This is a genomic window from Brevibacillus choshinensis, assembly GCF_016811915.1.
In the GTDB taxonomy this organism is placed as follows: Bacteria; Bacillota; Bacilli; order Brevibacillales; family Brevibacillaceae; genus Brevibacillus; species Brevibacillus choshinensis_A.
On the sequence record NZ_CP069127.1, the window covers coordinates 6,042,644 to 6,064,329 of the forward strand.

The 21,686-nt window shown below is 52.8% G+C and carries 15 protein-coding genes; 4 read left to right on the plus strand and 11 right to left on the minus strand.

Features of this window, described 5'->3' with window-relative positions; all coding sequences use genetic code 11:
* Positions 1–89 precede the first annotated feature (89 nt).
* From JNE38_RS29930 to JNE38_RS29960, 7 genes are read right to left on the minus strand one after another with little or no spacing between them, the layout of a single operon-like run.
* A complete protein-coding gene (locus tag JNE38_RS29930) occupies positions 90–2,558 on the minus strand; it encodes a GAP1-N2 domain-containing protein (protein WP_203354648.1) in 2,469 nt (822 codons plus the stop codon).
* On the minus strand, positions 2,558–3,823 hold the full coding sequence (locus tag JNE38_RS29935; RefSeq protein ID WP_203354649.1) for a TRAFAC clade GTPase domain-containing protein: 1,266 nt from the start codon (positions 3,821–3,823) through the stop codon (positions 2,558–2,560). Before JNE38_RS29935 ends, JNE38_RS29930 begins: the two co-directional genes overlap by 1 nt.
* A gap of 12 nt (positions 3,824–3,835) precedes the next feature.
* A complete protein-coding gene (locus JNE38_RS29940) occupies positions 3,836–4,471 on the minus strand; it encodes a beta-mannanase (RefSeq protein ID WP_203354650.1) in 636 nt (211 codons plus the stop codon).
* Between the two features lie 19 nt (positions 4,472–4,490).
* The gene (locus JNE38_RS29945; protein WP_203354651.1) at positions 4,491–5,780 is read right to left on the minus strand and encodes a vWA domain-containing protein; all 1,290 of its coding nucleotides are present in this window, start codon (positions 5,778–5,780) and stop codon (positions 4,491–4,493) included.
* A complete protein-coding gene (locus tag JNE38_RS29950; protein WP_203354652.1) occupies positions 5,777–8,125 on the minus strand; it encodes a hypothetical protein in 2,349 nt (782 codons plus the stop codon). Before JNE38_RS29950 ends, JNE38_RS29945 begins: the two co-directional genes overlap by 4 nt.
* A 29-nt stretch (positions 8,126–8,154) precedes the next feature.
* The gene (locus JNE38_RS29955; RefSeq protein WP_203354653.1) at positions 8,155–11,544 is read right to left on the minus strand and encodes a tubulin-like doman-containing protein; all 3,390 of its coding nucleotides are present in this window, start codon (positions 11,542–11,544) and stop codon (positions 8,155–8,157) included.
* 13 nt (positions 11,545–11,557) lie between these two features.
* A complete protein-coding gene (locus tag JNE38_RS29960) occupies positions 11,558–13,348 on the minus strand; it encodes a vWA domain-containing protein (protein WP_203354654.1) in 1,791 nt (596 codons plus the stop codon).
* Positions 13,349–13,528: 180 nt separating this feature from the next.
* Between JNE38_RS29960 and JNE38_RS29965 the strand changes: the two genes are divergently transcribed.
* Genes JNE38_RS29965 through JNE38_RS29975 form a run of 3 tightly spaced genes read left to right on the plus strand, consistent with a single transcriptional unit; the run spans position 13,529 to position 16,365 of the window.
* Positions 13,529–13,678, plus strand: coding sequence for a hypothetical protein (locus JNE38_RS29965; RefSeq protein WP_203354655.1), 150 nt, complete (start codon positions 13,529–13,531; stop codon positions 13,676–13,678).
* On the plus strand, positions 13,675–14,610 hold the full coding sequence (locus JNE38_RS29970) for a hypothetical protein (RefSeq protein WP_203354656.1): 936 nt from the start codon (positions 13,675–13,677) through the stop codon (positions 14,608–14,610). The genes JNE38_RS29965 and JNE38_RS29970 overlap by 4 nt, the downstream gene beginning before the upstream one ends.
* A 15-nt stretch (positions 14,611–14,625) precedes the next feature.
* Entirely contained in the window at positions 14,626–16,365 is a 1,740-nt protein-coding gene (locus JNE38_RS29975) for an SH3 domain-containing protein (RefSeq protein WP_238933513.1), read from the plus strand.
* 111 nt (positions 16,366–16,476) lie between these two features.
* Here the strand turns inward: JNE38_RS29975 and JNE38_RS29980 are convergent, their stop codons facing one another.
* A complete protein-coding gene (locus JNE38_RS29980; protein ID WP_203354657.1) occupies positions 16,477–17,409 on the minus strand; it encodes an esterase/lipase family protein in 933 nt (310 codons plus the stop codon).
* A gap of 228 nt (positions 17,410–17,637) precedes the next feature.
* Between JNE38_RS29980 and JNE38_RS29985 the strand changes: the two genes are divergently transcribed.
* Positions 17,638–19,269, plus strand: a complete 1,632-nt coding sequence (locus JNE38_RS29985) for a family 10 glycosylhydrolase (protein ID WP_203354658.1) — start codon at positions 17,638–17,640, stop codon at positions 19,267–19,269.
* A gap of 78 nt (positions 19,270–19,347) precedes the next feature.
* Here the strand turns inward: JNE38_RS29985 and JNE38_RS29990 are convergent, their stop codons facing one another.
* From JNE38_RS29990 to JNE38_RS29995, 3 genes are all read right to left on the minus strand, one after another.
* Positions 19,348–20,445 carry a nitric oxide synthase oxygenase gene (locus JNE38_RS29990; protein WP_203354659.1) on the minus strand — a complete coding sequence of 366 codons (1,098 nt, stop codon included), beginning with the start codon at positions 20,443–20,445 and terminating at the stop codon, positions 19,348–19,350.
* A 110-nt stretch (positions 20,446–20,555) separates the two neighbouring features.
* On the minus strand, positions 20,556–20,681 hold the full coding sequence (locus JNE38_RS31030) for a hypothetical protein (RefSeq protein ID WP_275296667.1): 126 nt from the start codon (positions 20,679–20,681) through the stop codon (positions 20,556–20,558).
* A 212-nt stretch (positions 20,682–20,893) separates the two neighbouring features.
* Complete coding sequence (locus JNE38_RS29995) at positions 20,894–21,685, minus strand: ABC transporter permease (protein ID WP_203354660.1); 792 nt, start codon at positions 21,683–21,685, stop codon at positions 20,894–20,896.
* Position 21,686 lies beyond the last annotated feature (1 nt).

The following is a 21,686-nucleotide window of genomic DNA, read 5'->3' on the forward strand; positions in this document are numbered from 1 at the left end:
CCTCATCCACGAACACTCCGACCTCGCTTTGGGCAAGTCGCGGCCTTTATCCTATACGTTTTTATTCCAGAGTAAGGTCGGACGGTTCACTAGAATTCATGGGTTCGACTCACGGGACGAATTTGCGGTTCCATCATGAGCTGATAGACAGGAACAAACTCTACCTCCTCTGTCACACGCGGCTGTTCGGCTGTCTGCCCCCCTGGCGGTGTAACGGGCGCGTCTGGTGTCGCCGGGACTGCATCGGGCATGAACAACAAAAAGCTCGCTGCTGCCCCTGACGCAAGTAACACGATTACGCTGAACAGCGCTGTCGATTTGCGTTGGAACAGCTTCATCAGCGGATTTGCCGTTTCGCTGCGCACTTCCTCCAGCAGCTTGCGGAAATCTGCATGGCGCACGGAATGCCACCGCTTTTTCCATTCCTTCTCGCGCAATCTTCTACCCCTGTTTTCAAGCAAAATCCTTTTGATAGCCTGACGATAGCCGGGAGAGATGGATTTGCCTGTGAAAAACATCCGCTCTGTCATGCTCCACTGAATAAACGAAAACAGCACTTCTTCCCCGCCGTTGTCAAAAACGAACCTCAACATATCGGAATAGGCAAAGGAATCCTGCCCTTGCAGATCAGTCTGATAGTAGACGAGCGCTACCAGCGGATAGCTTTCCGGCATGAGCGGCCTCTTTAACAGATTGGCGATCAGCTGCTGCAAGAGAGCCATTTCTTTTCCATCCCATTTACGAAAGAACACCTCTGGCAGCGGAGCTTCCCGATTGCCTGCAAGCGAGGATAATTGACTGATATGCTCCAGCTTTTGGCGGCTTTCCAGATCCAGCTCTCCGAAGAAGGTCTGCGGCTTTTCTTCCAAAAGGGTCATGATCTTGCCGAAATCATCCCAGGACAAGCTGTCCAGCGCAATCAGCTTTAGGAGGGACTTGTCCAGCTCATCGAGCAATTCGTCAGCAAACCCGCCCATCTGATCCTGTCTCTCCAAGAAATCATGAATGGTGAGAGCGGTTTGCAGCTTTTGCTGGTCCCGCCCAAACAGACTGATCACTTTTTCCCGAACAGCTGTCATAAAATACGGATTTCGCAAGGCTGTCGGAGCCGTTTCGGCCCAGAACTCGATTTCTTGCAGGACCTGATCGATTTGCGAGAAGGACGCCAGACGTTGTGCGAGATAGTCCTCAAATAACGGCTTTACGACCTCTTTGTAGCCCAAAACGGAGCGCATCAAAAAGCCAAACAGCTCTCTGCAGCCGGACAGTTGCTGGTAGATATCCGCCACGTAGTCATGTTTCCGTGCTGTCTTTCCTTGTAGCAAGACATTCATCATGAACGCGATGAGCTCCGTGGAAGTGCGTTCTTTTGGGATGGCGCTGTACGCTTTGAGCATGTGGCTGACGGTCTCACGGTCCGGAAGCCTTTTGCTTTTCAGCGCCTCGGCTTCCTCGCGAAAAAGCGCATCGCGCAGATTCAGGAGTCGTGTCTTGCTCTCCAGCCGGTCCTGGCCGAGGTAATGCTGAAGCACCTGCCACATGCCAGCGGGGTTTTGCTCATAGGTACCGAGCCGTCCTTTTTCCATCAAATACAGGGCACAAAGCTCATGATAAGTAGCCAGCCTCAACAGATGACCTGAATCGGCGCCAGCCAGCACCTCCTCACAGAACTCGTGAAAGGATGCGAGTGCCCGCGGTTCGTTCAGATGCTCCCACGCAAAATCCAGATAGGCGTGCGCGCCCTCCTGCCAATCGACTTGATGAATGCGCTGATGGGCCAGATCGAACAAATAGTCCTTCTCCGTGATGCCTGTACCTGGACGGATGCTTCCCTTTACCACGAACATGACGTGGATATGCTTCTTGCTCTGCGGCTCATTGCTGTATGTGAGAAAGCCAAAATGCCTGCGCATCTCATAAGGCAGGCAGCGATACAACACCTCCAGCAAACGACGGGCATCCGCTGCTGCGGCTCCCACTTCCCCATCCAGACTGATATAGACCTTGCGTTTTGACGAGAGTGACGACATCACGGCGTAGAGCAGTTGCTTGAATATCCGTTCATCGATTCCGATGCGGTGCAGCCACTGTTTCTGATCCTTGGATACACCGGCGTGGTAAGGAAGATCGTTCAGCGCCGGCAGCTCTTTTCCTGACGTTTCGTCGTGGACACTGACAAACGCGTGCATCCCGAAAATTTTGGCCGGCTCTTTCATGAAATCGTCATGGCGTTCTTCAGGGATGATGTAGTTATGGCTAAAGAAGGTGTTGCGTTGACCGGTAAAATCGGCCCCGACGAATACGCTGCGCCCGATCACAAGCTCTCCAGATTCAGCTCGAAAGGAAACGAGCGCTTCCGGGTAGAGCGTCAGATCACTCTCTCCTCGCTCCTGCAAGCAGCGAGGCGCATCGTAGACGCAAAACGGGTGGAGCGTCTTTTTAACGAATGAGTTGTCCAGACCTGCTGATTTGGCAATCGTATCGTATCCTTCGTTAGAACGGAATATCCCTTGTCGCCCGCGGGTGTAATATTGCTGCAAAATGGGCTTACGGTTCACTACCGCTCCCTCCCCTCGATGTAATCCAGCTGATGCAGGAGCCAGATGAACGGCTCATCGACCCGGATCGGTGTCACGACTCCGCTCACCTTTTGATTGACCGGATTGCTTCCCAGCGCAGATACAGCGAAATAGGCCGTATTGGTAAAGTAGACTTCCAGTGCGTCCTTGAACGGTCGATCCACCTTCTCGATAAAGCGGCCGATCTCCCCGTTGATGTTCTCGAATTCCGTCATGTTCAAATACTCTTCATGGACGAAATTGCGGAAGACATTACTGTTAGACTTGATGTACTCGCCATCGTCTTCCTTGATCAGATGCAGCATATCGCTCTTGGTCAGGACGACCGCCGTCGGAATATTTGTCTTGCTGTGCTCCTGGTAGCCGATGAAGTTCTCAAACAGCGTGATGACGACCTCTCGCGGCTCATCGTACCGAGCCGTAAATTCCCCTGGCTCATCACCTGCCCGCAGCATGACTCTGTCGCGGATGGTCCTGATTTGCAGCGGATCGACGAGAAACAGGATGCCCGACGAGTTTTTCACGTGAGCTGCGTACAGCTCCAGGTACTCGCGATCGACCATGCCCTCACCTGCTACGTCGAAAAAGACGAGGATGAGCGGCGCTTTTTCACTGTCTTTGAATATGAATTGGAAAATAAACGGCTCCTGCCGCTTTTCCTTTTGCGTCGAATCGAGAAGCTGGCCTCTCTCAAACAGAGGCGCTTCGTAATTCTCGCGGAATTTCCGGCTGATTTGCGCATTGAGCGGCATGCAGGCCGCCTCGAAGCGATTGGCTGTCGTATTTTGCAGCGTGTGGATGAGCGAAGTCATGTACACAGATTTTCCCACCTGCGACGCCCCTACAATGGAAATGATGTTGCTCGGCGCTTTCCCCGCCGTGATCGGCAGCTCATTGTGGCACTTGGGACACAGCCTGCGTTTGGTAACGACTCCGTACCGATCCGTCACACCCACGAGAACGTTTTCTACATACAGATGGCTTTCTTCCGGAATGCTCTGTGGGTCAACAATGGCCTCCAGCTCCTCAATCGCATCCAGCCCAAACTTGTCCCGGTATCGGTTCAGATTCTCGTCTTCCTGCAGTGCGTAATCCTCATCGTCCTCGCGGTGATGGGCGGCACGAAACACGACTTGGTCAGGCGAATATTTGGCAAAGCAGTACGGGCACACAATATCGTAAAAAGGAAGACGCTCCACTGGCGGCTGTTTCTTCTCAAACATGCTTTTCAAAAAGGTCAGCATGTCGCTCCCCTCCTATTCGGGAATCAGTTCGTACAATTCCCCGTATTTTTTTCCGTCCGTAAAGAAGAGGCGGATCTCATCTTTTTTCCTGACCTCAATTTCCGGCAACAGATTGACGCCTGGCTGCATATCCCGAATAAAGGCGTACTGGGTACCGTCATCCTTGTTCGCAGGGATCGCGCCTTCTTTTTTGACATAGCACAAAGCTTCCTTTGGGATCGGAATCTCTGAAAATATGCGAATCTGCAAGGACTGGTAGGAACTGAACCAGTTTCGACCCCGCTTGAACGAATAATAGATCTTTGCCTTCCCGGTACGGACGTGAACGATGTGCGCTTCTCCCCTTGGCAGGAGCATGACAGGCTTGCCGTTTTCCAATCGACAAGGGAAAATGCGGTACGTGTATCTCCCAATGCCTTCATTTTTCTCCCGCAGACCTTTATGGGCCTTGTATTCCTCGCGGGTATACAGTTTGAGCTGTCCCCCGCCAAGCTGATTTACGTCGAATGGTTCATCATAGCCTGAGCGGTGGACATACACGCAAGGGACATCCTCTGCCCAATGCCAATTGATCACGTACTCATCGCCTTGCAGCTGACAGACGACATCCTTGATGAAGAGCGCTGTTGTGTCTTCCCACTTGATCATCTTTCATCATGCTCCTACTCTACAGATCAAAGCGCTTGCTGGTGCGACTGCCGGACTCCAGCATCCGCTGCGGTGAACGTTTTCCCTGTCCCAAACGGCTTTTGAATGACGTCTGGCCGCCGTCCGCTGAAGCGGGGACAAACGCGGTGAACAAGGTCATCACAACTGCCATCAGCGCCAAGGCGACCAACCTGATCGTCGTATCGAGCCACTCAGACGATGTGAGGGCTGACTCCAGCAGAAGACCTGCGGGAAGTCCTGCTGCCGCTCCGCCGATGGTGAAGCTTTTGGCCAGGTGACGGTTGTCAAAAATCAGCCCCAGCGCCAATCCGAGCAAGCCTCCGATGATCAGTATGCCGAGGACTCGAATGATGGCAAAAAACGTGCTGTCTGCTATCGCGCCAGTCCGTTCCGTCACCAGGTTCCGGTCTTGGCGGCTCAATTCGTAGATTTGTCCAAAGATGCCTGACAGCTCTTCGGCGTGATCCACGTTAAAATAGGTGCCTCCCGTCTCCTCGGAAATCCGCTTCATCAGGTAGGTTCCGTCGGCATCGATCTGGCTCATGCCTACGGTGTGAATGTGCATGTTTGCTTGCTTGTACGGTGCCAAGGCAGTTTGCAAATCTACATTGCTGTACCCATCCGACATGAGCACTACGGTGCTGTTCGGACCCAGCTGCTGCGAAGCCTGCAGCTGTTCGAGCGCCATTCGCAGCGCTTTATCGATTTGCGTTCCACCGCTTGGACCCGGGTGGTTCTGCAGCTTTGCGATAACGGTGTCCTTGACGCTTTGATCGCTCAACTGAACGAGCGGCTGCAGGACTTCGGTTTGATCATTAAACGTTATGACTGCAATTTGCATATCGCTGTCCATCTTGCGAACCACATCAGATGCCGCTTGGAACAATTGATTGCTCGGATCCGATACCTTCATACTGTCAGAGGTATCCAGCAGCATCACGATGTTATCGGTGCCGCTCGAACGCTGATACGAAAAGCCGTAGAGAAGCTGCAGAAGCATCGCCGCCACACCCACCATCACCAGCGTGCTCGGCACCAGCATCTTCCACGATGCCCCCACGTACCGCTGCTTCCAGCCGTGTCCGTTCAGACGGGGGGATATCATTTCCGCGACCAGACACATCAGGCCCACAAACAGGGCGTACTGCCCAAAATACAAACCCATCAGCAGCCATTGCGGCAGCTCTGTGGAAAGGCGGGAAAGGATCACTTCTCCGACCACAAAACCAATTACGCCGCCAATCAGGCTGCATACCATCATGAGCAGACTGAGCTTTCTTTGACTCATGACAATTCCTCCTTTCCTTGGCGGTGAAAGACATATCCGCTTTCCACGTAGGAAGAATGGTACTTCTTGTTGTTCCGGTAATACATCAAGTCTTCCAGGCCAAATCCACCCATCAGATTCATTTTTTCAATGCCGCTCTTCCTAGCTTCATGAATGCAGCCCTGCTTATAGGTGCGCGTGCCTTCTGCTTCACGAAGCACATACTGGACGAAATCGTTGTTGAGATCAGCAAACCAGTATTTTTCTTCGTATCGGTGCTTTTGCAGAAAATGAAAGACCTCCGCATGCACCGCTGCCCGTTCTTCGAGGACAAGGGAAAGATCCTGGAACAGGTCTTCTTTGGTCAGCACCGTCCTGTTGTCGTAAGCCGCCCCGACATTGGCCCTCGCCAGCAGCTCTGCCTCAAAGGAAAGGGAGAAAGGCGATCGAGTCAATATCTCGGTGCGGCAAAAGGCGCAGAGGCGTTCGAGCAACCCGGAAATGCCGTGCTGAAACAGGAGCGAGCCATCGCCGATGTAACGGCCGTCCAGATAAAAGCCGCTGCCGCGTTGCGCTTCCTGCGAACGGATCGTCTCTGTGACGACGGATTCATAGTACTCGTCCATGTTTTTACCCAAGTAGTCGGCTGCCTCCTTGACGCTCTTTTGCGCGATGGCCCTCAGCTCTTTTTGCAGCCCTTCCAGCTGTTCCACTTGTTCCCCAATGCGCTTATGAAGCTGCTTCGCCTGCTGCTCATAATCCAGCAGCAGCTGCAGCGTCAGCTCCCACTCCAGAATCTCTGCCTTTTTGTTGTACACCTTGGCGAACAAATGACGGACAAAGGTCCTGACACGCTCTTTGTCTCTCGTAAAAAATCCGCCTACCCGCAGTTCTTGCTGTTCGACCCGTTCGTAATAAATGTCATCCAGCTCCGCTTTTGCCTGCTCCAGCTGCCTTTGCGTCTCTTTGATCCCCGTGCGCAGCTCATCCAGAAGATTGGCGCCGCTGGACACCTCCGAGGTAAGCTGGAAAGCCGCATACAGCCCGTACCGCTCATCTTCAATGATCTCCCGCTGGATCACGTCAGCTAACGCTGTTTTTCCAACAAGGCTGTCCATTTGCCTTCTCGCGGGATGAACGAAATGGCTCTCGAAAAAGGACTGGCTGTTTCCATCGAATAGCGCAAGCTCGGCTTCTCGGAGATTCATGCTGCCGAGCTCACCGTAGCTGACACCGGATGTCATAAGTCCGTTCATTTCCATCAAAATATCTTCGTCCGGAAGCACCGTGCTTACCATCCGCTGCAAATCGTGAGCCGTCAGACCCAGCTTTTCCCGCGCTTTCGTTTTCGGAAGACTGTCTCCTTCCTGCAGCCGCCCCCAGTAACGATCAAATACGGCAGCGAGCGTCGTCAGCGCTATCGCACGGGTAGGACGCTTTACCCTGGATAGTCCGGCAGTGGCAAAGCTGGCTCGCCCGTCATCTACCGTGATGCTGCGAATAAACTGCAGCTTGTTGTAGCCTTCGCTGCTCTCGCTAAATGCCGTCTCCGCTTCTTTGTTGTTCAGCAGGACCAAATTGCTGATCAGCTCGTCATTTTCAGCCAGTCCGCCATCCAAAAACAGACCCTGCTCAGTCTTGTCACTGAGCAGGTAGGCGATGGAAAACAGTGAAGCTTGCGTATGCAGAACAGGCAGCTTGATTCCGTCCCCTGTCACCATCAGATTGGCTTGGTAGCGATAGTCACTGCGCTGGAATTGAGCGACCTCTTCCAAAAACTGAACCCCGAGTGCCGAGGAAAAGCCAAAACTGTCGCCGCCGCTTTTCTCCTGCAAAAGCACATAGAGATCCGTCGAGACGTTTTTGAACATCTCCTGCAAATAGCTTTTGAGCAGCAGGGTCAAATCTGGCAGCAGGATGTTGGCCGGATCGTCAGAGCGAGTCACCACTGCGACATTCACTTGTTGAAAGGAAGCAAAATGCTTGCCCATTTCGGCGATCCGGATGCTGACCTGCTTCATGAGCTTGTTGATGTCCATGATGAGCGATTCATCCTGCATGAACCGCTCGTGCATGTCCCTGCGCATCGTCCGGTTTTCCGAATCCGGCTTTGGCAGCTTGCAGCCAAAAACCTGCGGGTGCTCCCACGTCTCTTCGTGGTGCGCATGGACGTAGAGAACTCCCTGACTGTTGTGCCACTTCTGGTCATTGATCCGGCAGACAGACTGCAGAGCTTCCATACTTTTGTCCCCGATAAAGAGAAACAGCACGGGATTTTGAATACTTCGCTGTCCGTGTCCGCGATCCAGTTGTCCTTCCAAATCCGCTGTGTACCCAGCTGCGAATTGCTCCATCAAATCCTTCATGCTTCCTCCCGCCAATCGGTGATTCTCTTTTATTGCAGCGTCTTGCGCATATCGTTTACTTTCGCCCACACTTTTTTGTAAAAACGGTACAGCTCCTCGCCATTGACGAAATCGTCGCGATCGTATTCCAGATCGTTTTTGGTTCCCTGGAATGCAGCAGCGATCTCATCGAGGCTCTGAACCAGCTTGGTCGTATCCTCTGCCAGGGTCATGGCATCGCTCCGTTTGGTTGCCTTGCGATTCAGTATCGCCATCTTTTTGGCGTCGAGAGTGCGGAATTGCTCAAAGAGGGCATATTCCACATGCCTGTTTACCTTCATCAGATTCACAAACGGGTCCCACGCCTCTTCCTCTTCATCCTTGTCGTAGACGTAGAGAGCGCCTTTTTTGCAAAGCGTTCCGGTGTACAGCGCCTCGATGAAGCGTGTCACGAGCTCTTCTTCCCCTTGAATCGCACTGACCATTTGCTCCAGTTCGGATATCTTTTGCTCGATTTCTTCGTACTTGCGCACTTCCTCTTGCATCAGACGGATCAGCTCAGGATAGCGAATGAGATTTTCCTTGGCCATGTCTTCGTTGGTGCTGCCGAAAATATCGCGAGTGAATTCACCCTCCAGCCCATCCTTCATGAAGCCTTTCAGTTCAGCCAGGAGGCGCTTGATCTCTCCCGGGCTGAGCTTCCCGCTGTCTTTAGGAAGCTGGTTCTCCTCCAGGTACGATGTCAGGCTAAAGGGCTTGGTAATGATGCATTCGTAACGGCTGCTGGTCTTGCTGTCGCTGCCTTTTTCGCGGATGCTCCCATAAGCCAGTGCGCGATCGAATAGGCGACGGATCCCTGCATTGTAGGCCTTGATCCGATTGTTTTCATACGTATCTCCCCACGATTTCTCAGGGATTGGCGACGGCAGGTACGCCCAGTTGTTCTTTTCTGTCTGCACGAGATGTCGACCGATCCCTTCACGCTCCAGAATCGTACGCTCGTAGCTTTCCTCGTACACCTTCAGCGGCGTGTAGACAAACAGCGGAATGCCGTTCTTGGTATTCAGCCAGAAAATGCGGTTTTTGACTTCGCTTTCTTTGACCGTGAAGCGGGAACCGCTGATCGCCGTATCCTGATAGTTTTTAATCCCCTTTAGGATCGCCGGCGCCTTCAATGGCACCGAGACGAAGCCCCAAGATGGGAAGTGCATGTTGCCGAGATGGTTGCTCAGATGGAAGACGGGGATCGCCTCGTCATCCAGCTTGCTCGCAATCTTGCGCTCCACGATTCGGTCCAGCGTCTCGTCCTGGCCGTACTTGATCACCAGGAAATCTTCCATAGACTTGGTGATCAGCTCACCGAATTTCTCCGATAGGAAGTCTGAGATTGAGCTGACGATATCCAGCTCCTGTTCTTTGACCCATTGGTCGGATCGCTCTAGAAGCTCACTTGTGAAATCGCGGATCAAGTCGTCGGCATCCTTTTGCTCCAGGATGTTTCCAATGACCTTGGCGATGTCCGGCACGTTTACGATGTTCCAGTAGTACGTTTTGTTGCCGGTGCGATCGCTCTCTTCCCCACCGTTGATCAGGATGTCGCCGTTCTTTTCAAAGATTTGATTGAGCGTATTCAGCACCTCTGTAAAGACGCTGTAGATCCGGTTGTTCTCCGCATTCAGGAGACGATGCAGCTCTTCGTAGAACTCGATCATCTGCTCCAGCTTTTCTTGATCAGCCAAGAGCTGGTACTCGTTTATCTTCGCTTCAATGTAGATGTTCTTCTTTTTCTCCTTGGAGATAAAAGCGCTGCGGGCATCGCCCAGCTTTTCATGGGCGGTCTCGCGCGCTCCCTCGATCTCGCGCGGGAAGCTCTCCAGATTCGCCTTCAGGCTTTCTACGTAAGACAGGATCATCTTCATCAGGCAGAAGCCTTTGTCCGATTGGATCAGACGGGATGCGTAGAAAGGACCTTGCTGCGGGTGCAGGAATACGCGCTTGATCATGTCGCCAAAGACTGCGATCAGCTCTCCCGGCAGCTGCTTCTTGGCCTTGATGTACTGCTCTCTCGCTTTTGCCAGATAGCCTTGCTCCAGCTCGTGATCGACGCTCACGACCTGCTGGCTGATGACGTTGCTGTAGTTCATTCGCTCGCTGTTTTCATAGCCTGGCAACGGCTCCGGCACGCGCTCCTCGAACTTGCGGGAGATCGAGTCGATATCGATGCCGAGCTTGCGGGCGAATTTCTCCGCGTCCTCCTGCGTAGGCGCTACGGTGAACATCTTCTCCATCTTTTTAAACAGGCGATAAGCCAGATAGGTGGTCATTTCCTCGATCGGCAGTACCGCAGACGAAGCACCGATCACGTTGTACTGGTAGTTGGCCGCGTACGCTTTCGGCATCTGGTTGATATTGGTGCGGATGTTGCTGATATAGTCATGAATCGCAAACTCCTCGCCGGAACGCTTTTCTTCGCTGGCCATGAAGTTCGTGATGTTCTCCGCCGTCACGTTCATGCAGTAGTCGTAGGCGTTTTCCAGCGCTTTGCCTTCCAAATTGGTCGCGGAGATCAAATGGCACAGGTTGAACGGCGGCATAGGCGATTGTACGTTTAGCACGCTGCCGTACTGCTGGCGGAAGCGCTCGCCTCTCTCGTCAGCGTTCATCCAGTAATCCAGCTCTTTCAGTGCCGCGTAGCCGTTTTTCATGATGTAGTCCCGCGTATGCGAGCTGAGGCTCTTGTTGGACAAATTCACGTCAGGCGTGAACAGATAGCCCAGCGTATTGACCTTGTCCACCCCGGCGCTGCCGAAGTCGCGCTCCAGAATCCCGCGCACGATATAGGCGATGTCGAGGAAGCAGCCGCTGCCCGTACCACCGGAAATCCCGCTCAACAGGAAAACCGTCAGCTTCTTGCTGGTACCTTCGCACAGCATTTTGACTTTTTTCTCGATGGTCTGCACGACCTGCGTGATTTTCGTAAACAGGAGCAAGCGCCCTGCCTGTCTCACACCGGATGCGCCACTGATTCCGTCCGTGATCGTCAGCTCTGGAGACAGCCATTCGGTAATATACGGCTCCAGGATGCTGCGGTTTTGCAGCACGCCCCCGATCTCTGGATTGGACAGCAGGACGAACTCGGTTACCGGGTCGAGCCCGATGCCTTTGTACTTCTTGTTGCGGTCATGCTCGTTGGTCTCGAATGCGATGAACTCGATGTTGTCCGGCTTTTCCTTGCGCTTCTTGGAAAGATGGTCGACCGGCAGCTTGAAGCGTCGGTTCACTTGATATTTCAGGCGCAAAAGCGCGTCGATGCCTGTCCCACCCAAGCCGATGACGAGCATCGGATTGTCGATGGTGTCTACCCGAATCTTGTCGCTGACGATTCCTCCGCCAAGCGATACATCCAACTGCTGAATATGTTCTCTCACTACTGCTTTCATATGGGATCCACTCCTAGACGATGTAGTCTACAAAAACGGACTTATTGACGCTGCTCAGCGAAATCTTGATGCGATCGTTTTTCTTCAGTTCCTTGCCTTGGCTCATATCGAGGACGCGGCCTGCCTTTTCAATTCGGCAGCTCGAACGGTTCTCGACGATCAGCGTATCGTTTTTACCTGGCAGGAAGATGACTTTATCGGTCTCCTGAAACTCAGGTGCGAGCTGCAGCAATTGATGCAGCCTCACTTTTCCTTTAAAGGAATTGAGCTTTTTATACTGCGGATTGGATTTGTCACCTGTATCCTCATCCACAATCTCGATCGCCACCTGTCCCGCAAAACCTTTGTTTGCCTTTCTCCAGATCGAGAGTACGTACAGGACCACAGCAGCGACGATCAGCAGAATCACCGCGCCCCCGGCAACCATCAGCCACGGAAACGGCTTTTCACTGGCATCTGCCCCGGCAGTTGGCTGCTGCCCCGCAGTCGTGCCAGCCCCCGCCGCCGAAGAGGCATCGACGATGAGGGGCTGCGTCTCCCGATAAAAGCTGGCATCCTCTGCTTTGATTCTCAATTCGTACGAATGGTCAGCTGGAATCTGGAAGCTTCCCTCAAACCTGCTGCCTGTATTGGTCAAAGGCACTTCGCTTGTTTTTTGGTCGGTCTTGTCGCTTACGATCAGAGTCCCTTTCATCTGCTTGTACAGCTCCGGACTGTTTACATTCTGTCCGTTGCTCACCAGGGACGCCTTGACCGGAACGACATCACCTGCTTTGAAGGTCTGGGCCTTGACCGGCTCCATCAATAGCTGCAGGTCGTAGTTGTAGATCATGTTGATGTCGATCTTTTCCTTGGGCACCCCTTTTACTTGGAGTGACCAATTCCCCTGCTGCGGCCCCACCAGCTTGAGCATCGTGTAGGCACTGGAACGGGAGAGCCGGACTTTATCGGACGGGATTGCCGCTTCCTTGCCCGCCGGATCGAACAGCTTCACCTCTACCGACTTTTGCGACATGATCGAGATGTTGGCTTCCAGCACGTTCGCATTCGGAATGTTGATCGGCACTTCCTGAATCTGTCCATTGGAAGTGAAGCTTTTGATCGGCACGACCTTCAGCTTGAGATGATTGGCAAAGATCTCGCTCAAAATCGCAGGCAGCTTGTCTGCCGTACTCGTCTCGAAAAATTTCCCCCTCGTCTCTGAGGCAATCTGCTGGAGAGTCGTACGGTTCAGCTGTCCGTCCGCATTGAGGCCAATTGTGTAAATCGGATACCCTTTGCTTTTGGCCGTTTTTACCGCCTCCTGCAGGCGTTTGTCGGACTGGGCCTGAGAGGCGCCCGCTGCTTCGTTCAAAAAGTTGTTTCCGTCAGCCAAGAGCACGATGATCGGCGCGTTGGCTGGATCATGACCTGCATCGAGAATCTTGACCGCTTCGGTGACCCCTACGGAAATATCCGTGTAAGCCCCCTTTTGCAGGCTGTCAATGAACGATTTGATATCGTTCTTGTCCTGGTCCGAATTCACCTCGATCAGCGCTTTCTCGCGTTCAATCTTATCGGTGTAGGAAATGATTCCTATTTTGTTTTTCTGGGTCGATGTCATGTCTACGAACATTTTCATCGCTTCGTTGCTTACCTTGTTTTTATCGCTCTGGGTCATGGAGTTGCTGACGTCCACGACCAGCACGGCATCCATGCTGCTTCCACTGGTTTGTGCAAAACTCATAGGTGTACCTGTCAGGACAAAAACCAGCAGCAGTGCTGTACAAACCACGTATCGACACAACACGCTGAAACGTATCATTCTTTAGAACCTCCGCTACGCACAGTATTTGCGAACTATTGCAAAGAAAGTAAGTCTATGACACTATTACCACAAGATTCAGGGGGCCAAATAGCATAGATGATTGCCTCTATCACGTAATACGATACAACTTCTTTCTTTGTTACAGATTTCGACACTATCAATTCATGGGAGAAAAATATGGTAACCTACTTCCTGCTCGCTGCAGCTTTTGTACTGCTCGCTGTCCGTTTCACCAAGCTGCTTCAGTTGAAGCGGCGAAACCTCTCCGAAAGGGACATCGATCAACATCTTCATGCCTTGCTGAATGAAAAGAGGGACCGACCATGAGGAAGAAAATCGGGGTGCTGTTTCGAAAGACGCGAAAAACAGCCCATACCTTTGAACGCCTGCAGGCTTGCAAGCACTGCCATACGTATCACGTGCTATGGGACACGCACTGTGAGGAGTGCGGCCGGGAATACGAGCCCATCCGCAAGCGATCGGCTGCGGTCACACGCCGCTACGTGCAGACCCGCTTTTTGCTGCTCGCGCTTTTCATTTGTCTGGCTGCTCTTAGCGCGAAAACTCTCGCACAGCTGCTGATTGCCGGAGCGGTTGGCCTGCTCTTGTTGACTCTCTTTTTCCTGATGCAGAAAAAATATGGCTCCTATGAAAGAGACGCTCAGTTCCTCTCTTTTCTTACCCAGGAACAAGCTGCCATCAAAACCGCCCTCGTGCATCATCTCGAGGACGTGGGAGCGGATGTGAAAGCCCAGCGAATCAAGGATGCTTACGAAAAGACGCGTGAAATCGGGCATTTCATTTCATCGGACACGGTCAAAATACGCAAAATCATGTTCCTCAATCACTTTATCCTGCGCAAGGACATGGAGCTGGAGCTGGAGTCGCTCATCCCGAGCACGTACGACAAAGATTTCGTCGCGTATTTGCGCGAGGTGGTCAAGGTACAGCCATCCCTCGTCAAAAAATCGGTGCTCGATTACGTCAGACGCTACAAGTCCTATATCCTTTTGCAGGAAAACGGGGAGCAGCTGATGGGACAGATCGCAGGCGCAGCCCTGCGCATGAAGCCCTACATTACGCAGTACCAGGATCTGATCATCGAATTTATCGACTACATTCCGCGGGAACGGCTGCTGCGGCTGGCCAGACTGGCTCACGCTCATCGCCATGAAGGATGGGAGCTCTTGTATGCAGCGACGAAAAAACGAATCGATACGCAATACGCCTTTGACCCCGATTTTGCGGGCATTTTGTAAAGGAGTGAGCCACACGTGATCACTTCCGATCAAAAATCGATTTGGGTCCGCAATTTGATGCTCACGGCCGTTGTCGTCGCCCTGATCTTCGTGGCGCTGAAAATCGATGGGAGCCTCAAGAAGATCAAGCTGTATGATCAGGCCCTCGCCTACTACAAAGCGGACAACCTGCTTGCTGCGGAGCAAACCTTCTCCCAGGCTGATGAGTACTCGTCGATCGAATATGGTGAAAAAGAGTGGACTGCCTTTATGTCCGGCCTGACCTCCATCCGACTCCAGCTCGAGGGGTTCAAGCAAGCTGCCCAGGCTGCCATCGGAGATAAAAAGGAAGAAGAGGTCCTCGAAACCTATCGCCGCTATCAATCCTTCAAGCAGGAAACTTTGAAGCAGCAGGATAAACAGGCAGCCTCCTTTTTTCAGTCGGTGTCGGCCAAGCTCGGTCTGGAAAAGGGCTGGAGCGATTATTATCTGCAAGCCCTGAATCAAGCAAAAGCGCACATGCGAAAGGCAGATCCCGGCACGGAGAACGAGTCCTTTGTTCATACACTGGTCCTCATCCCGGATGAATTTTTCGGTGGAAAGGCACAAAAGGAAGAGGAATTGAATGCACTCTTTCAGCGCTATGAAACGGCAAAGCTGCAGAAGTTGGGCACGTCACTCTCCTTTGAAGATGTCATCACACGCACGGCCAACAGCATCAAGCAGTACAGGCAAGAGGGAATCACGGCTGAATGGCTGCAAAAACAGCTGGAGCGATACGCCCTCAGTGAAATCAACCAAGCCATCAAGGAAAAGGACCTGTCTGGTTTTGTGACCATGGCAAAAGCTTATCAGCAGATTAAAGATGTGCTCCCTGACGGCTCAGACGTTTTGGCGACAATCGAGGGCTATCTGGAAAATCGGGTCAAGCAGGCGGAGCAGTACGCCAAGGCCCATCAATTTACGAAAGCAATGGACTTGTACCAGATGCTCAGCGGACTGCTGGACACGTCCTCCCTGATCAAAGGGGTGGAAGAGCGCTGGACGGAATACGATCCTACCCGTCTGCTGCAAATGAAATACCCGGACAAAACCTTCGATTCTTTTGTAACAGGCCGTGATCATTGGGGTGCCAAGCAATACGCGATCGGTGTGGACGAAGCGGAGCATCACCTCTACCTCGCAGCAAAGCTTTCGGATGACGACAATCCGGTGTACATGGATCAAGCCCTGGACGTCGACGCAGACTTTACCCTCACGCTATCCAAGCTGCGGGATGGCAACGAAAATCCCATTCTTCTCGTGCAGACGGCTGGGAAGGAACGACCCTATTCGTATGTGGGGATCATGCCCGATTTATCACGGAATGCATTTCTAACCCGCTTCTCTATCGAGGCGGACGAATTGTCGGCAGAAGATGCTGAGCAGGTCATTGTAAAGAATGCGGCGGGCAAAGGGGAGAATGAGATTGCCTCTTTCCAGCTGGGGGAAAAAGGACTGGCGTACCGCGAGAAGCTGGCAGATCTTCAGCCCGACTCGGAAGAAGCAGTGGAACCTGATACGACCGGCTCCCAAAGCGAGGGGCAAAGCGGCGGCTCTGATGCAGACGCACACGGCAACTCCATCGCAGACGTATACGCTGGCCCCGGAAATGACTATGAAATCATCGGGCGTGTCTCCTTGGACAGCTCCATCCAGATCGTCACGAATTTGAACGGCTGGTATCAGATCCAGTTTGACGGGAAGGAAGGCTGGATTCTGGCTCCGACCCCATAAGAAAAAGCTTCTACAGGAGAAAAGGCTGCGTCCCTTTGCACTCCTGCGGAAGCTTTTTTTCTTTCAGTAAGAAGCCACAAGCTTCAGCGGGAGCAAGAGGGTCATGACTTCCTACTGAAGCTTGTATTTTAAAATCGATTCGCTCTTCGTCAATATATCGAGGTGATTGGCCTCCACCACGTATTTCTCCCCATTCAAAGCAAAAACACTATCCATCATCACATTGCCGTCCCCCATCTTGCTGTTGATCGATCCCACCACTCTACCGTCGACCCATTTCACCGGTGACAGAGACGGGACTGTCTTCAGGTATTGAATGGTGCTTTGCCCGATGCCCGCTACAAGCGTGACGGGTATCCCCCGCGCGGGAATCACATCCATCTGGCTGTTCAACTCATCCAGCACCCGGTTTTTTACGAGCATGTAGTCGTAGGGAACAAACATCTCCATTCCGTCTCTTTCTTCCAGCAAATAGTCTCCATACGCCCTTGCCGGTGCCAGATCAAGCAGACTGGGGAAATTCCGATGGAGTGCCTCGATCTTGTTGCGAGGAAGACCGCGCTCCAAATACGCCAAATAGACTGCCATATACAGCTCGACGAGGTTCTTTCTAGGCGCAACCGATGCTGGCAGCTTGCCCCCTGCCCAATAGCAATAGCTGACTGGCGAGCCCGCATTCGGCGTAGCCAGGATGATCAGCTGCGCTACATCTCCCAGGTACGTATCGCTTTGCACATAGGATCTCGCGACGAGCCCCCCCATGCTGTGGCAAACGACATTCACCATGCCATAACCCGTGACCTGCTTCGCCCAAGCGATCGTCTGCACGAGATATTCCGCCGTAAACGCAATGGGCTGCCTCCAGTCGTAAAAAGCGATGAACAGCTCTTTCCCCAACCGGTACCCCATGTTTCCCAGCATGCTAATCACGGGCTCGTACGCTGTTTTCGCCAGACCAAAGTTCCAATCCCCTGTCCCCGATACGATCTGATCACTCATGGAACCAAACAACCCAGGGACGAAAACAATCGGCATCTTTTGCATGTTCGATTCCTTTCTTTAAATCTGCTGCAGGAAAAAAACCTCTATGTCTTTGCCTATTCGAAATTGGCTTGGCTGGTTCCGTTTCTCTTTTTTTACTCCTCGGAAATCTATGAAATTGATACAATTGTCCCCTCTTTCTATCGAAACAAAGCGCTATAATAAACGTCTAAACCTTATGTAAAGTTCCCCTTTTGTACGCAAAACAATACTTGTCGGAGGATTGGCAAAATGAAGTTGCGCAAGTGGTTTACGCTTTTGCTCATGTTCGTCCTGTGCATGCCCGCGATGGGCCTATCCGTGCAGGCACAATCAACACCCGAGATCAGCATTTACTTAGACGGACAGCAGGTCAAAAGTGACGTCGCCCCCTACATACTTCCCAAGATAAACGTCACAATGGTGCCCCTGCGGGTAATCAGCGAGAGTCTGGGCGCCGAGGTTTACTGGGATCAAAGCAAGCAAACAGCGACGATCCTGAAACAAGACACCGTATTGTCCATGACAGTGAATCAAACCTACGCATTGGTCAACGATAGCACCGTGCAGCTGGATGCGTCGGCGCAAAACAAACAGGGGCGGGTCATGGTTCCTCTCCGCTTTGTTTCTGAACAGCTTGGCCTAAAAGTGAGTTGGGAGCAAGCCACACGGACGATTACACTGCGGACAGACGCCATCGACATCGACACGCCATCTGATGGGGAGATCGATATCCCCGTAACAGAACCCGATCCAACCCCGGTTCCGACTACGCCTGTCGACACCGGCAGCTCCCTGCGCGGTGTATGGATCTCCACGGTATTCAATCTCGACTGGCCATCCACCGGCTCTTATGGCAATCAAGCCAAGCAGAAGCAGGAGTACGTCCAGCTGCTGGATGAGCTGCAGGGCATGGGCATGAACACTGTTTTTGTGCAGGTGCGTCCTTCTGCCGATGCGCTGTATCCGTCCTCGCTCGTACCGTGGTCCAAAGTGTTGACGGGTACCCAAGGCAAAAATCCGGGATACGATCCGCTCGCGTTCATGATTGAGGAAACACACAGACGCGGCATGGAGTTCCACGCTTGGTTCAATCCATTCCGTGCAAATACAGACGCCAAGACCGATCAGCTGGCAGCCAATCATGTCGTAAAGCAGCACCCTGACTGGATTGTCAATTCCAGCAGCAAGCTGTACATCAATCCGGGAATCCCACAAGCACGCCAGCAGATCATAAAAGAAATTATGGAAGTCGTGCAGAAGTACGACATCGACGGGGTCCATCTGGATGACTATTTCTATCCGTCCAACGGCACCTTTAATGACGATGCCACCTACAAGACGTACAACAGCAAAAAAATCGCGAGCAAAGCGGACTGGCGACGTGATAATATCAATCAGTTCGTGCAGCAGCTGAACAGCTCCATCAAAAGCGTGAAGCCAGGCGTGCAGTTCGGGATCAGTCCGTTCGGCGTATGGCGCAATAAAGCCGTCGATCCAACCGGCTCCGACACGAAAGCTGGCGTCACGGCGTACGACAACATGTATGCAGATGTGCGCACCTGGATCAAGCAGGGCTGGATGGACTATGTCACTCCGCAGATCTATTGGAGCCTTTCCTTCGCGCCCGCCCAGTACGACAAGCTCGTCACCTGGTGGTCTGATGAAGTTCGCGGGACCAATGTGAAGCTCTATATCGGGCACTCTCCATACAAGCTCGGGACGACAGAGGCTGGCTGGCAAAACGCGCAGGAAATCATCAACCAGCTCGACTACAATACGCTTCATCCTGAAGTGCAGGGCAGTGTATTCTTCAGCGCCAAAGACTTGCGCAAAAACCCGCTCGGCCTCATTCAGGCCATCAGCAGCTACTACAATCGCTAAGCTCACATCCAATGGATAAAAAAAGAGCCCCCGTTTTTTCCGGAAGCATTCCTGCTTACTCGGTTGCGGGGGCTCTCGTTATTCATAGGGGTACTGCGGCTTCTCCTGATAGTGGAAGTTCGGGGATTTCATCCGGTTCTCATAGGAGCTGTGGAAAATGTGTGTGGCGGCCGGAGAAATGGGTGGAATCAGCCACGTCCAATCGCCTGTGACGGCGCGGTCCTTTTTCTTTTCTTTCTCCTCAAACCGCTGAAATTGTTGACTCGCCGTATGGTGATCGACGATGGACACCCCTTTTTCCTTAAAGGAATGGAGTACGGCAACATTCAACTCCACCAGCGCCTTGTCCTTCCAGAGCGTCGATTCTCTGCTGGTATCCAGGCTCATGAGCTGAGCCACTCTCGGAAGCAAGTTGTAGCGCTGCTGGTCAGCGAAGTTCCTCGCGCCAATTTCCGTCCCCATGTACCATCCGTTAAACGGAGCGGCCAAGTAATCGATCCCCCCGATTTCCATGCGCATGTCAGAAACGATGGGGACCCCGTACCATTTCAGATGCAGATCGGCAAACGCAGGGAGATCCGGGTGCACGATCGGGACCTCAATCACCAGCTCGCGCGGAATCTCAAAAAATCGGGGCCTTCGATCGCCCACCTGAACGACCAGTGGGAGAATGTCAAAATGGGTTCCTTCACCCTTCCAGCCCAGACTTTCGCATAGCTTCGTCAATTCGAATGACGCCGGATCTCCCAGCACACCGTGCTCGGTTTCGTATCCGGCATAACGGATCAGCTGGTGATTCCAGATGCGTGGCTGCGGATTCCCCTCTTGATGCTGAGCAAAGACCGTGATGGCCGGCCGAATCTTTCCTGCGTTCGAGGCGTATTCGATATGGCGAAGCAGCGCCTCTGCCATTTCTTCCTCTGTCTTTGCCCCGCGCGCATCAAAGACGTGCAGCGTTTCCCAGAAAAATCGACCGATGCAGCGATTGCTGTTGCGCCATGCCATTTTCGCCCCATGCCGCAGTTCTTCCGACGTATGCTCGTACGTACCTTGGTCTGCAATCGATTTTCGCACTTCCGTCAGACGCTGCTCGATTTCCTGCGGTGTTTTCTCCAGCTCGCCGTAGCACGTGCGGATGAAGCGCTCGGCGGCTTCCAACATATCATGACGTTCCATAGTGTCCTCTTTTCACACACAGTTGTTGTCCTTATTATAATTTTGGAATGCGTGTATTACCAACGTCCCGGCAGATACGTCACAGTTCTGTCAATAACGAGCCGACTCGATTAGGAAGCCTCCTCTTTTCTCAACCCTCGAACCGCGGGAACAAAGTAGGTCCCGATGCCAATCATGACAATCAGGATGCCGGAGATGGCAAACCACGTGGCCACTCCCAAAAGCTCAGCCATCATGCCTGCAATCAATACAAAAGCGACGTACCCGGAAGTCGGCAGAATTTCTTTGCGCCCTAGCTGCTCAAAAGAACCGAGCCAATCATCATTCCGACTCCGAAAGAAAACTCGACTACTCCCGCCACATACTGGGTCGCTTGGCTATCTCCGCAAAGGAGCTGATTCTTAAAAAAAGTGGCCCCGCATCGGGACCACTTTCGCTCATTTCTATGCTATTTCCACGGGATCAGCTTACGCTCCAGCCATTGCAGGACACGGTTGAACGTCAAGCCGAGCAGGGACAGAATCAGTACCCCTACCATGAGCTTGGTCGTAATCATGAGGTTCCCGTAGTGCAGCACCATTGCACCGATGCCTTCCTGCGCCGCTACCATCTCCGCAGACACGAGCAGCAGCAGGGACGTCCCCGCCGAAAGCTTCAAACCTGCGAAAATCATAGGCAGCGAGCCTGGCAGGATCACTTTGCGAATGACATTCAGGTGATTGGAGCCAAATGTCACGGCAGCCTTGATCAGCATCGGGTCGACGTTTTTCACGCCGGAAAAGGTGTTGATGACCACCGGGAAAAAGACGCCCAGGGCAATGATCGCGACCTTTGGCATTTCCCCGATCCCCATCCACAGGATGATCAGAGGCAGCAGGGCGATCTTTGGAATCGGATAAATGGAGTAGACGATCGGGGTCATGATCGCATCCGTCCAGCGGGAGAACCCGAGGATGAGGCCCGCGAGAACGCCCAAGGCCGCTCCGATGGCATACCCGACACCAATCCGGTACAGACTGGCCACCAGATCCTTGTACAGCTCACCGCTCGCGATCATATCCCAAGCCGCGGTCAAAATGGCTGTCGGTGCAGGCAAAAACAGCGGCGGCACAATCTCCATGCGGCAGACAATTTCCCAGAGCACGAGCAGACAGGCAATTCCCAACACCGCTGCGTAACTGGGGATTTTGGTTTCCAAAAAGGCTACACGGTTCGTAATGACTTGTCGTTGTTCAGACATC

Excerpts from the sequence above, each read along its gene's own strand:
- JNE38_RS29935 (WP_203354649.1), bottom strand. The coding sequence starts at position 3,823 with ATGCTGACCTTTTTGAAAAGCATGTTTGAGAAGAAACAGCCGCCAGTG.
- JNE38_RS29940 (WP_203354650.1), bottom strand. The coding sequence starts at position 4,471 with ATGATCAAGTGGGAAGACACAACAGCGCTCTTCATCAAGGATGTCGTC.
- JNE38_RS29945 (WP_203354651.1), bottom strand. The coding sequence starts at position 5,780 with ATGAGTCAAAGAAAGCTCAGTCTGCTCATGATGGTATGCAGCCTGATT.
- JNE38_RS29950 (WP_203354652.1), bottom strand. The coding sequence starts at position 8,125 with ATGAAGGATTTGATGGAGCAATTCGCAGCTGGGTACACAGCGGATTTG.
- JNE38_RS29955 (WP_203354653.1), bottom strand. The coding sequence starts at position 11,544 with ATGAAAGCAGTAGTGAGAGAACATATTCAGCAGTTGGATGTATCGCTT.
- JNE38_RS29960 (WP_203354654.1), bottom strand. The coding sequence starts at position 13,348 with ATGATACGTTTCAGCGTGTTGTGTCGATACGTGGTTTGTACAGCACTG.
- JNE38_RS29965 (WP_203354655.1), top strand. The coding sequence starts at position 13,529 with ATGGTAACCTACTTCCTGCTCGCTGCAGCTTTTGTACTGCTCGCTGTC.
- JNE38_RS29970 (WP_203354656.1), top strand. The coding sequence starts at position 13,675 with ATGAGGAAGAAAATCGGGGTGCTGTTTCGAAAGACGCGAAAAACAGCC.
- JNE38_RS29980 (WP_203354657.1), bottom strand. The coding sequence starts at position 17,409 with ATGCAAAAGATGCCGATTGTTTTCGTCCCTGGGTTGTTTGGTTCCATG.
- JNE38_RS29985 (WP_203354658.1), top strand. The coding sequence starts at position 17,638 with ATGAAGTTGCGCAAGTGGTTTACGCTTTTGCTCATGTTCGTCCTGTGC.
- JNE38_RS29990 (WP_203354659.1), bottom strand. The coding sequence starts at position 20,445 with ATGGAACGTCATGATATGTTGGAAGCCGCCGAGCGCTTCATCCGCACG.
- JNE38_RS31030 (WP_275296667.1), bottom strand. The coding sequence starts at position 20,681 with ATGATGGCTGAGCTTTTGGGAGTGGCCACGTGGTTTGCCATCTCCGGC.
- JNE38_RS29995 (WP_203354660.1), bottom strand. The coding sequence starts at position 21,685 with ATGTCTGAACAACGACAAGTCATTACGAACCGTGTAGCCTTTTTGGAA.